Below are 12,194 nucleotides of genomic sequence, written 5' to 3'. Positions count from 1 at the left end.
AGCGGGCTCCTCAGCGCAGCTTGGGGTCGAGGGCGTCGCGCACCGCGTCGCCGAGCATGATGAAGGCGAGCACGGTGACGGCCAGCGCCCCGGCGGGCCAGAGCAGCATGTGCGGCGCGTTGCGGACGTACTGGGAGGCGGCGGAGATGTCGATGCCCCAGGACACGGCCGGCGGTTTCAGGCCGACGCCGAGGTAGGAGAGGGTCGCCTCCAGCGAGATGTACGTCCCCAGGGCGATCGTCGCGACGACGATGACGGGCGCGATGGCGTTGGGCATGATGTGGCGCAGCATCATCCGCGAGTTGGAGGCGCCCAGCGCGCGGGCCGCCTGGACGTAGTCGTTCTGTTTGGCGGTGATGACGGAGCCGCGTGCGATGCGGGCGATCTGGGGCCAGCCCAGCAGCACGATGAAGCCGATCACGGGCCAGACGGTGGAGCTGGTGACGACGGACAGGAAGACCAGCCCCCCGAGTACGACGGGGATGCCGAAGAAGACGTCCGTGATGCGGGAGAGCACGGCGTCCCATCCCCTGCCGAAGAAGCCGGCCAGGCCGCCCAGCACCCCGCCGAGCAGCGAGACCCCCAGGGTGGAGAGGACGCCGACGGTCACCGAGGTCCGGGCGCCGTAGACGGTGCGGGTGTAGACGTCGCAGCCCTGGCCGTCGAATCCGAAGGGGTGGCCGGGCTGGGAGCCCTCCTGGGCCTTGGCCAGGTCGCAGTTGAGCGGGTCCTGGTCGGCGATCAGGGACGGCCAGATCGAGATGATCACCAGGAACAGGATGACCAGCCCGGAGACGATGAAGACGGGGTTGCGCCGCAGGTCGCGCCAGGCGTCGGACCAGAGGCTGCGCGGCTTGCCGGCGGGCCCGGTGCCCTCGGGGCCGCCGGGTGTCCTCTCCAGCGTGGTGCCCTCGTTCACCGCGAGGTCCATCGCCCCGCCCGCACCGGCCCCCGAGATCGCCCCGTTGCCCGTCGGATCGTCCCACGGCTGCTGCTCAGGCATAGCGGATCCTCGGGTCGAGTACGGCGTACAGGAGGTCGACGATCAGGTTCGCCGCCAGGAAGACGAGGACCAGGACGGTGACGAACCCGACGACGGTCTGGGAGTTCTGGCGGAGGATGCCCTGGTAGAGCTGGTATCCGACCCCGTGGATGTTGAAGATGCGCTCGGTGACGATCGCCCCTCCCATCAGGGCGCCCACGTCCGTGCCGATGAAGGTGACGACGGGGATGAGGGAGTTGCGCAGCAGGTGCCGTACGACCACCCGGCGCCTGGGGAGGCCCTTGGCCACGGCGGTGCGGACGTAGTCCGAGCGGGCGTTCTCGGCGATCGAGGTCCGGGTGAGCCGGGTGACGTAGGCGAGGGACACGGAGGCGAGGACGAGGCCGGGGACGATGAGTTCGTCCAGGGGCGCGTCCGAGGAGACGGAGGGCTTGATGAGGCCCCACTCGACGCCCAGGAGGAGCTGGAGCAGGAGCCCGGTGACGAAGGTCGGGACGGCGATGACGACCAGGGTCAGGATCAGCACCCCGGTGTCGACGGGCCGCCCGCGGCGCAGCCCGGTGACGACGCCGAGGCTGATGCCGATGACGATCTCGAACACGATCGCGACGATGGTGAGCCGGATGGTGATGGGGAAGGCGGTGGCCATCAGCTCCGTGACCTTCTGCCCGTTGAACGCGGTGCCGAAGTCGCCGGTGAAGATGTTGCCCATGTAGGTCAGGTACTGCTGCCAGACCGGCTTGTCGAGGCCGAACTCGGCGCGCAGCTGGGCGGCGGTCGCGGGGTCGCACTGGCGATCACCGCAGAGGCCCGCGATGGGGTCGCCCATCACGTTCACCATGAGGAAGATCAGCAGCGTGGTGCCGAAGAAGACCGGGATCATCTGCAGCAGCCGCCGGATCACATAACGTCCCATGAGGGGCTCCGGGGGTCGGGGCGAGCGGGCGGAAGGACCGGAAAGCCGGGCGGCCGGTGCGTGTGCCGCACAGGCCGCCCGGCTTCAGCGGGTCACTTGACCTTGATCTGGTCGTACACCGGGACGCTGAACGGGTTCAGCGCGACGTCGGTGACCCGGTCCGAGTAGCCCGCGCTGCCGTTCTGGTACCAGAGCGGGATGACGGGCATCTGCTCGACGAGGACCTTCTCGGCGTCCTGGAAGGTGCTGACGGCCTGGGTCTTGTCGCTCTCCGCGTTGGCCTTGTCGATCAGGCCGTCGAACTTCTTGTCGCTCCACTTGCCGTCGTTGGAAGGGGCGTTGGTGTAGTAGAGCGGCTGGAGGAAGTTCTGGATCAGCGGGTAGTCCATCTGCCAGCCCGCCCGCCAGGCCCCGGTCAGCTTCTGGGTGGACACCTGGCTGCGGAAGTCGGCGAAGGTGCCGACGGGCCCGCCGACGCACGCCTTGTTGTTGCCCATGACGTTGTTGATGCTGTTGCAGACCGCGTCGACCCACTCCTTGTGGGAGCCGGTGTCGGCGTTGTACGAGATCTTGAGCTGGCCGCCGGGGATGCCGCCGCCCTCCTGGATCAGCTTCTTCGCCTGCGCCTTGTCGTAGTCGCACGCGCTGCCGCAGAGGCCTTCCTTGAAGCCGCCGTCCTTGCCGAGGACCGGTGAGGTCCAGTCGGAGGCGGGGGTGCGGGTCTTCTGGAAGATCTGGTTGGTGATCTGGTCGCGGTTGATCGCCATCGACAGCCCCTGGCGGACCTTGATCGCGCCGGGGGTGGACCAGGCCTTCTCGTAGAACGGGAAGGCGAGCGTCTGGATGATGCCCGCGGGGGTGTTGATGTACCGGCTGCCCAGGTCCGCCTTGACGTTCTTGAGCTGGGACGCGGGGATGTCGTCGACCAGGTCGAGGTTGCCGGCGGTCAGGTCGGTGTAGGCGGTGTTGTTGTCCGTGTAGACCTTGAGGTCGATCCCGCCGTTCTGCGCCTTGTCCGTACCGGGGTAGCCGTCCCACCGCCGCAGGTCCATCGACGAGCCCTTGGCGTACTTCTCGATGGTGTACGGGCCGTTGCCGACCGGCTTGGAGAGCCAGGCGGCGTGGTCGGTGTAGAAGGTCTGGGGCAGCGGGACGAACGCCGCGTAGCCGAGGGTGTCGGGCCAGAGCGAGAACTTCTGCGACAGCTTGACCGTGAAGGTCGTGCCGTTGACCACCTTGAGGCCGGAGAGGGTGCCGGCGCTGGCCGATCCCGATTCGGGGTGGACCTTGTCGTAGCCGTCGATGTACTGGAAGAAGTAGGCGTTCTTCTGGTTGTTCTTCAGCGCGGCACCGTAGTTCCAGGCGTCCACGAAGGACTTCGCGGTGACCTTCTCGCCGTTGCTGAAGGTCCAGTTGTCCTTGATCGTGACGGTGAAGTTCTGCGAGTCCGAGGATTCGATCTTCTGCGCGATCTCGTTCTTCGCCTCACCGGTCTTGGGGTCGTACCGCACGAGGCCGCGGAAGACCATGTCGAGGACCTTGCCGCCCTGGACCTCGTTGGTGTTCGCCGGCTCCAGGGGGTTCTGCGGATCGCCCCAGGATGAGCTCACGATCCCGTCGGCGCCACCGCCGCCGCCACCGCCCCCGCCGCCGCAGGCCGTGGCTGTCAGGGCGACGGCGACGGCACATGCGGCCCACCTCACCTGTGTGGCTCCGCGCATGAGTGCCTCCTAGGGTTCCCTTGAGTGGCTCAATGCCTCATACCACCCCATATGACACTGCGTCGCATGTCGGCCTACGCCGTAGGTGGCTGCGGGAACGCGAGGACGCCCGGCCCCACGGGGGGGGCCGGGCGTCCTGGTCGGTCGTGCGGAGGGTTACGCCGCGTGCACGACGTCCTTCTCCTCGGCGAAGTGGCACGCCGACTCGTGCGCGGCGGGCGTCTCCGAGGTCTTGAAACGCTCGGGGATCGCCAGCAGCGGCACCTCGGTGGCGCACTTGTCCTGGGCCTTCCAGCACCGCGTGCGGAAGCGGCAGCCCGACGGCGGGTTCGCCGGCGAGGGGACGTCACCGGAGAGGATGATCCGCTCGCGCCCGTCACGGGCGTCGGGGTCCGGCACGGGGACCGCCGACAGCAGCGCCTGGGTGTAGGGGTGCGTCGGGTGGTCGTAGATCTGCGTGTCCGTACCGATCTCGGCCATCTTGCCGAGGTACATGACGCCGACCCGGTCCGAGATGTGCCGGACGATGGACAGGTCGTGCGCGATGAAGAGGTAGGAGAGGTTGAACTCGTCCTGGAGCTTCTCCATCAGGTTGATGACCTGGGCCTGGACCGACACGTCGAGCGCGGAGACCGGCTCGTCGCAGATGATGATCTCCGGGTTGAGCGCGAGGCCACGGGCGATCCCGATGCGCTGGCGCTGGCCGCCGGAGAACTGGTGCGGGTACCGGTTGATGTACTCCGGGTTCAGCCCGACGACGTCCAGGAGGTCCTGCACCCTGCGGCGCCGGTCGCCCTTCGGGGCCACCTCGGGGTGGATCTCGAAGGTCTCCCCGATGATGTCGCCGACCGTCATGCGCGGGTTCAGCGAGGTGTACGGGTCCTGGAACACCATCTGGATGTTGCGGCGCACGGCCTTCAGCGCACGGCCGGACAGCTTGGTGATGTCCTGGCCCTTGTAGAAGACCTCGCCGGCGGTCGCCCGCTCCAGCGTCATCAGGAGCTTGGCGACCGTGGACTTGCCACAGCCGGACTCGCCCACGATGCCGAGCGTCTCGCCCTGGTACAGGTCGAACGAGATGCCGTCCACGGCCTTGACCGCGCCGACCTGCTTCTTGAACAGGATGCCCTGGGTCAGCGGGAAGTGCTTGACCAGGTTGCGGACCTGGAGGATCGGCTCGCCCTGCGAGACCGGCGCGTCCAGGGCGGCCACGGCCTCCGACTCGGTGGCCGCGTTGACCGTCGCCACTTCGCTGACGTTCGGGGTGGCGTCCACGGACTCCTTGTCGAGCTCAGCCATGGATCGTCTCCTTCCAGAAGTGGCAGGCGCTGCCGCGGCCGACCAGCTCGGTACCGTCCTGCTCGGTCACCGGGCGCAGGGCCGGGATGTCCGTACGGCAGATGTCCTGCGCCATCGAGCAGCGCGGGTTGAAGGCGCAGCCGGACGGCACGTGCAGCAGGTTGGGCGGCAGGCCCTTGATCGCGTAGAGCTCCTGGCCCTTCTGGTCCAGGCGCGGGATCGAGGCCAGCAGTCCCTTGGTGTACGGGTGCGCCGGGCGCTTGTAGATCTCGTGGACCGGGGCGGTCTCGACGATCCGGCCCGCGTACATCACGGCGATCTTGTCGGCGACGTCGGCGACGACACCCAGGTCGTGCGTGATCAGGATCAGGCCCATGTTGAAGTCGCGCTGGAGCTCCGCGAGCAGGTCCATGACCTGGGCCTGGACCGTCACGTCGAGCGCCGTGGTGGGCTCGTCCGCGATGATCAGGTCGGGCTCCAGGGCCAGCGCCATGGCGATCATGATGCGCTGGCGCATGCCGCCGGAGAACATGTGCGGGTAGTCGTTGACCCGCTCCTTGGCCGCCGGGATGCGGACCCGGTCCATCAGCTCGATGGACTTGGCCTTGGCCTCCTTCTTGGAGAGCCCCTGGTGCACCCGGAACATCTCGCCGAGCTGGTAGCCCACGGTGAGCACCGGGTTCAGCGAGGAGAGCGCGTCCTGGAAGATCATGGCGATCTTCTGGCCGCGGATCTGCCGGCGCTCCTCGTTGGACATCTTGAGCATGTCCTGGCCGCGGAAGAGGATCTCGCCCTTGGGGATGCGCCCCGGGGGCATGTCCAGGATGCCCATGATCGCCTGCGCGGTCACGGACTTGCCGGAGCCGGACTCGCCGAGCACGGCGAGGGTCTCGCCGGCGCTGACGCTGTAGTTGACTCCGTTGACGGCCTTGGCGACGCCGTCGCGGGTGTGGAACTCCACGTGCAGGTCACGGACTTCGAGCAGCGGGCCGCTCTCGTCGTTCGAACCACGCGGAGCAGGAACATCCGCCGTCTTGTCGATGATGGTCATGTACGCCTCCCTCAGCGCAGCTTGGGGTCGAGGGCGTTGCGTACCGCATCGCCGAGCATGATGAACGCCAGAACGGTGATCGACACCATGACCGACGGGATGATCAGGACGAACGCGGCGTTGCGCAGCTGCTCCTGGCCGGAGGAGATGTCGACACCCCACGACACGGTCGGTTCGGCGAGGCCGATACCCAGGAAGGACAGGGTGGCCTCGGCCGAGATGTAGCCGCCGAGCGCGATGGTCGCGACGACGATCACCGGGGCGATCGCGTTGGGCAGGATGTGCCGGAGCAGGATGCGGGTGGTCGAGGCGCCGAGCGCCTTGGCCGCCATCACGTAGTCGGCCTGCTTGATCGTCAGGACGGAGCCGCGTGCGACACGGGCTATCGAGGTCCAGCCGAGGAAGGCCAGGGCCAGGATGACGACCCAGATCTTGCGCTCCTCGAACGAGGTCAGGACGACCATCGCGCCGAGGATGAACGGGACGCCGAAGAAGATGTCGGTGACCCGGGACAGGATGGTGTCGATCCAGCCGCCGAAGTAGCCGGCGAGCATGCCGACCACGGTGCCCAGGATCGTGACGAGGGCGGTGACGACGACGGCGACGGTGATCGAGGCACGGGCGCCGTAGACGACACGCGCGTAGATCGAGCGTCCCTGGATGTCGTACCCGAACCAGTCCTCCTGGAAGAAGTTCCCCCACTTGGGCTTCTGCAGGTAGTGGTGGGCCAGGTCCGCGTACCGCGGGTCCGCGCCGGTGAACAGGCCGGGGAAGAAGGCCATGACCAGCAGGAACACGATCAGGATGGCGGACACGACGAACAGCGGGCTGCGCCGCAGGTCGTGCCAGGCGTCCGACCACAGGCTGCGGGGCTTGCCCACCTTGGCGGCGGGGGCCGGCGCGGCCGTGGCGTCCGCGGACTTCTCCGCGGCGGTTTCCTTCAGCGTCTCAGGCATAACGGATCCTCGGGTCCAGGACCGCGTAGAGCAGGTCGACGAGCAGGCTGGTGACGAGATAGACGACGACGATCAGCGTCACGATGCCGACGACCGTGGCGCCCTCGCGGTGCTTGAGCGCGTCGAAGACGTTCCAGCCGACACCCTTGACGTTGAAGATGCCCTCGGTGATGACGGCGCCGCCGAGCAGCGCGCCCAGGTCGGTGCCGAGGAAGGTGACGACGGGGATCATCGAGTTGCGCATCAGGTGGACGCCGACGATGCGGCGGCGCGGCAGCCCCTTGGCCACGGCGGTGCGCATGTAGTCGGAGCGCAGGTTCTCCGCCACGGACGTACGGGTCAGCCGTGCCACGTAGGCGAGCGACAACGACCCGAGGACGACAGCGGGCAGGAACAGCTCGCCCCAGTTCGCTTCCCCGCTCACGTTGGGGTCGACCCAGCCGAGCTGGAAGGCGAAGAAGTACTGGCCGAGGAAGCCGAGCACGAACGAGGGGATGGAGATGAGCAGCAGCGTCAGGACGAGCAGCCCGCGGTCGCGGAAGGTGTCGGCCTTGAGACCGGCGAAGACACCCATGGAGATACCGACGACCACGGTGAAGATGAAGGCAAACAGGGCCAGCCGGACCGTGATCGGGAACGCTTCCGAAATGATGTCGGCCACCGGTCGCCCACTGGCGATCTGGGTACCGAAGTCACCCTGGAACAGGTTCACGAGGTAGTTCCAGTACTGGTGCCAGAGCGGCAGGTCGAGCCCGAGCTCCTTCTTCATTTCCGCGATCTGCGACGGGTCGACCGTCTGTTCACCTGCGAGTGCGCGCACGGGGTCGCCGGGCAGCGCGTACATCATGGCGAAGACCAGCAAGGTCGACCCGAGGAAGACCGGGATCATCTGGAGCAGTCGCCGCGCGACGTAACGCCCCATGTTTGCCTCCGATAAGGATAAAGCAGCCCAGGGGCCGCCCTCCGGATACGGAGAGCGGCCCCCCGGGACCTACTGCCTGGTGTGGGCGGCTGATGGCCGAGTGGGGGCCCTCAGGCGTGTCTTACTTCTTGACGGTGACTTCGGTGATGTTGTAGTCGCCGTGGAAGTCGACCGTCACGTTCTCGACGGACTTGGAGTAGCCGCCGTTGGTCTTGTACTCCCAGAGCGGGATCGCCGGCATCTTCGTCAGGACGAGCTTCTCGGCCTCCTGGTAAGCCTTGATCGACTCTTCCAGGCTCTTGGCGTTGTCGCCCTTCTTGAAGGCCGCGTCGACCTCCTTGTCGGAGAACCGGCCGTTGTTCGCCTCGGCGGTGGTGCCGTACAGCTCCCGCATGAAGTTGACGTTCAGCGGGTAGTCGGCCACCCAGCCACCGCGGTACATCGACTTGACCTGGTTGTTGTCACGCGCTTCCAGGTCGGTCTGGAAGTCCGGCTTGGCGTCCGGGATGCAGTCGACCCCGGTGGAGTTGCGGATGGACTCGCAGACCGCGGTCACCCACTCCTTGTGGCCACCGTCGGCGTTGTACTGGATCCAGATCTTGTTGTCCGGAACGCCGCCGCCCTCGGTGACGAGCTGCTTCGCCTTGGCCGGGTCGAACTTGAACACGTCGGTGCCCAGGTCCTGGTTACCGGCGACGCCCGGAGGCGTGAAGCTGGTGGCGGGCTTGCGGGTGCCGTTGAGCACGGTCTTGGTGATCGTGTCACGGTCGATGGCCATCGACAGACCCTGGAGGACCTTCGGGTCGATGTCCTTGAAGGTCTTCGAGTAGAACGTCGGGACCAGCGACTGGATGGCCGCGTACGGCTCGTCGATCGCGCGGTCACCGAGGTCGGCCTTGTACTTCGGGAGGTCCTTCGGGCCGACCTGGCGGATCATGTCCAGGTTGCCGGAGAGGAGGTCCTGGTACGCGGCCTCGACGGTCGCGTAGTTCTTGAAGAGGACACCCTTGTTCTTGGCCTTGTTCGGACCCTGGTAGTCAGGGTTGGCCTTGACCTGGATGAGCTTCTTGTGGTCCCACTTCTCGAAGATGTAGGGACCGTTGCCGACCGGGGCCTGGCCGAACGCCTTGGTGTCCTTGTAGAACACCTCCGGCAGCGGGGCGAAGGTCGCGTAGCCGAGCTTGTACTCGAAGTACGGGACGGCCTCGTTCAGCTCGATCGTGAAGGTGTTGTCGTCGACGGCCTTCAGACCGGACATCTCGGTGGACTTCGGGTCACCCTTCTCCGGGTGGACGTCCGCGTAGCCCTTGATGTCCTCGAACCAGAACGCGTTCTGCTGGGCGTTCTTGATGTTGGCGTACCAGTTCCACGCCTTGATGTAGGACTCGGACGTCACCGGGGTGCCGTCGTGGAACTTCCAGCCCGGCTTGAGCTTGACGGTCCACGTCTTGGAGTCGGCCGACTCGACGGACTCGGCGTTCGTGTAGACGATCTTGCCGTCCGCGTCGAAGTCGAGCAGCTGGGTGAAGATCGACTGGATGACGTAGCTGCCGAGCGACTCGTTCGTGTCGGCCGGGATCAGCGGCTTCTGCGGCTCGCCGACGTCGATGGAGACGTAGCCCGCGGGCTTGCCCTTCTCCTTCGAGGCATTGCTGCTGTCGTCACTGTCGCCCCCGCCACAGGCGGTCGCGGCCAGGGCGATGATTGCCGCTCCCGCGACCCACTTGGCGCTCTTGGCACCGCGCATGGGTTTCCTCCTCATGAGTCCACTTTTGACTACAAGAGGGGCACTGGAGAGATCCACCGACACCCCTGACGGCGATCGTTTTCAGTGCCCCGAGTGTGCTCGTGAGTCCGCACTCCCCACAGTGCGCCGACCCATTGACCCGAGCTCAATGGAGCCAACTATTAAGGAACGCCGGGCTGTAAACCACACTTAAAGGGTCTCGGTTTGACAACATCGAAGAGCCATGGTTGCCCGAAATCCGGACAAAGTGATCCCAGACAGACACCCCCGAAACGGACCGTTAACACATGTTCCGGAGAGCGACGCACGATATGCGGACACGTCGGTCAGGAAAATGGGTTGACGAAAGGCCCGGACCCCCACAGTCTCTGCGGGGGTCCGGACCTCGTGTCGACCATGGGTCAGGGCGCTCGGCCGGCCGGAGCGGACGCTCCGGGGTCACGGCGCCCGGCCGGGGCCGGAGCGGACGCTCCGGGCCGGGTCAGCCGTTCTTGGCGCGCGACGCGGTGCGGCCGCGCTGCTTCTGGTCCAGGACGACCTTGCGGATGCGCACGGTCTCCGGGGTCACCTCGATGCACTCGTCGTCGCGGCAGAACTCCAGGGACTGCTCCAGCGAGAGCTTGCGGGCCGGCACCACGTTCTCCGTGGTGTCGGCGGACGCCGCACGCATGTTGGTGAGCTTCTTCTCCTTGGTGATGTTCACGTCCATGTCGTCGGCGCGGGAGTTCTCGCCGATGATCATGCCCTCGTAGACCTCGGTGCCGGCCTCGGTGAAGATGACACCGCGCTCCTGGAGGTTGACCATCGCGAACGGCGTCACCGTGCCCGCGCGGTCGGCGACCAGCGAGCCGTTGTGGCGGGTGCGCAGGTCACCGAACCAGGGCTCGTGGCCCTCGAAGATGGAGTGCGCGATGCCCGTGCCGCGGGTCTGGGTCAGGAACTCCGTACGGAAGCCGATGAGGCCGCGGGAGGGGACGATCCACTCCATGCGGACCCAGCCCGAGCCGTGGTTCGTCATCGTCTCCATGCGGCCCTTGCGGGTCGCCATCAGCTGCGTGATGGCACCGAGGTGCTCCTCGGGCGAGTCGATGGTCATGCGCTCGATCGGCTCGTGCGTCTTGCCGTCGATCTGCTTGGTGACCACCTCGGGCTTGCCGACCGTCAGCTCGAAGCCCTCACGGCGCATCTGCTCGACGAGGATGGCCAGCGCGAGCTCACCGCGGCCCTGGACCTCCCAGGCGTCGGGGCGCTCGGTGTCCAGGACACGCAGCGAGACGTTACCGACCAGCTCGCGGTCGAGGCGGTCCTTGATCTGGCGGGCGGTGACCTTGTGGCCCTTGCCGCCCTTGCCGACCAGCGGCGAGGTGTTCGCACCGATGGTCATCGAGATGGCCGGCTCGTCGACCGTGATCAGCGGCAGCGCGATCGGGTTCTCGGTGTCGGCCAGGGTCTCGCCGATCATGATGTCCGGGATACCGGCGATGGCGCAGATGTCGCCCGGGCCGGCCATCTCGGCCGGCTTGCGGGTGAGCGCCTCGGTCATCAGCAGCTCGGTGATGCGGACGTTGGACATCGAGCCGTCGCGCTTGATCCACGTGACGGTCTGGCCCTTGCGGAGCTCACCCTGCTCGACGCGGCACAGCGCGATACGGCCGAGGAAGTTGTCGGCGTCCAGGTTGGTGACGTGGGCCTGGAGCGGGGCGGTCTCGTCGTACTCCGGGGCCGGGACCGTGGAGAGGATGGTGGAGAAGAACGGCTCCAGGTTGTCGCTGTCCGGCGGGACGGTGCCGTCCTCGGGCTTGGTCAGCGACGCGACGCCGTCACGGGCGCAGGCGTAGACGATCGGGAACTCGATCTGGTCCTCGTCGGCGTCCAGGTCGAGGAAGAGGTCGTACGTCTCGTCGATGACCTCGGCGATCCGGGAGTCCGGACGGTCCGTCTTGTTGATGCACAGGATGACCGGCAGCTTGGCGTCGAGCGCCTTGCGCAGGACGAAGCGGGTCTGGGGCAGCGGGCCCTCGGAGGCGTCGACGAGCAGGACGACCGCGTCCACCATCGACAGACCGCGCTCGACCTCGCCGCCGAAGTCGGCGTGGCCGGGGGTGTCGATGATGTTGATCGTGATCGGGTCCCCGCCGTCCTTGGGGTGATACTTCACCGCCGTGTTCTTGGCGAGGATCGTGATGCCCTTCTCACGCTCCAGGTCGTTCGAGTCCATCATGCGTTCGTCGAGGTTCTCGGCGGCGTGCGCGGCGAAGGCGCCCGCCTGCTTGAGCATGGCGTCGACCAGCGTGGTCTTGCCGTGGTCGACGTGGGCGACGATGGCTACGTTACGGATGTCGTGGCGCGTGGGCATGGGTGGCTTGCGCTTCTCTCGGATCGTGGGATCAGGCGTCTCAGTCGGTCTCGAGTCCTCGTACGCCCGCCGGGCGGCACGCCACGGCTCGTCCAATGGTACGGGCCCGACGGGTCCGGGGCTTCCCGGCCCGGTGCGCAGGGCGGGACCACAGCTGCATTTCAGCCGATATTCAGCCAGTATTACGCCATCGTCCAGCCGGGGAGCGGGCGGACGGCAAGGG

General features: G+C 67.0%; 9 protein-coding genes. All 9 read right to left on the bottom strand.

From position 1 onward, the window contains the following. Window positions 1–10: 10 nt before the first annotated feature. Window positions 11–1,003, bottom strand: coding sequence for an ABC transporter permease (locus ACFVS9_RS02585; RefSeq protein ID WP_389929602.1), 993 nt, complete (start codon window positions 1,001–1,003; stop codon window positions 11–13). Continuing rightward, the gene (locus ACFVS9_RS02580; protein WP_383116214.1) at window positions 996–1,919 is read right to left on the bottom strand and encodes an ABC transporter permease; all 924 of its coding nucleotides are present in this window, start codon (window positions 1,917–1,919) and stop codon (window positions 996–998) included. The genes ACFVS9_RS02585 and ACFVS9_RS02580 overlap by 8 nt, the downstream gene beginning before the upstream one ends. A 92-nt stretch (window positions 1,920–2,011) precedes the next feature. Beyond that, window positions 2,012–3,640, bottom strand: a complete 1,629-nt coding sequence (locus ACFVS9_RS02575) for an ABC transporter substrate-binding protein (protein ID WP_389929600.1) — start codon at window positions 3,638–3,640, stop codon at window positions 2,012–2,014. Window positions 3,641–3,796: 156 nt separating this feature from the next. Further along, window positions 3,797–4,939 (bottom strand): ABC transporter ATP-binding protein, encoded by a 1,143-nt coding sequence (locus ACFVS9_RS02570; RefSeq protein ID WP_383116216.1) that lies wholly within the window; start codon window positions 4,937–4,939, stop codon window positions 3,797–3,799. Further along, a complete protein-coding gene (locus ACFVS9_RS02565) occupies window positions 4,932–5,990 on the bottom strand; it encodes an ABC transporter ATP-binding protein (RefSeq protein WP_383116217.1) in 1,059 nt (352 codons plus the stop codon). The genes ACFVS9_RS02570 and ACFVS9_RS02565 overlap by 8 nt, the downstream gene beginning before the upstream one ends. 11 nt (window positions 5,991–6,001) lie before the next feature. Further along, window positions 6,002–6,946, bottom strand: coding sequence for an ABC transporter permease (locus tag ACFVS9_RS02560; RefSeq protein ID WP_389929597.1), 945 nt, complete (start codon window positions 6,944–6,946; stop codon window positions 6,002–6,004). Continuing rightward, window positions 6,939–7,868, bottom strand: coding sequence for an ABC transporter permease (locus ACFVS9_RS02555; protein ID WP_389929595.1), 930 nt, complete (start codon window positions 7,866–7,868; stop codon window positions 6,939–6,941). Before ACFVS9_RS02555 ends, ACFVS9_RS02560 begins: the two co-directional genes overlap by 8 nt. Window positions 7,869–7,989: 121 nt before the next feature. After that, on the bottom strand, window positions 7,990–9,615 hold the full coding sequence (locus tag ACFVS9_RS02550; protein WP_383116220.1) for an ABC transporter substrate-binding protein: 1,626 nt from the start codon (window positions 9,613–9,615) through the stop codon (window positions 7,990–7,992). A 481-nt stretch (window positions 9,616–10,096) separates the two neighbouring features. Further along, window positions 10,097–11,971 (bottom strand): translational GTPase TypA, encoded by a 1,875-nt coding sequence (gene typA, locus ACFVS9_RS02545; RefSeq protein ID WP_383116221.1) that lies wholly within the window; start codon window positions 11,969–11,971, stop codon window positions 10,097–10,099. Window positions 11,972–12,194: the final 223 nt, after the last annotated feature.

This window comes from Streptomyces sp. NPDC058008, from assembly GCF_042886395.1.
Classification (GTDB): domain Bacteria; phylum Actinomycetota; class Actinomycetes; order Streptomycetales; family Streptomycetaceae; genus Streptomyces.
This window is presented reverse-complemented; position numbering and strand designations above follow the sequence as displayed.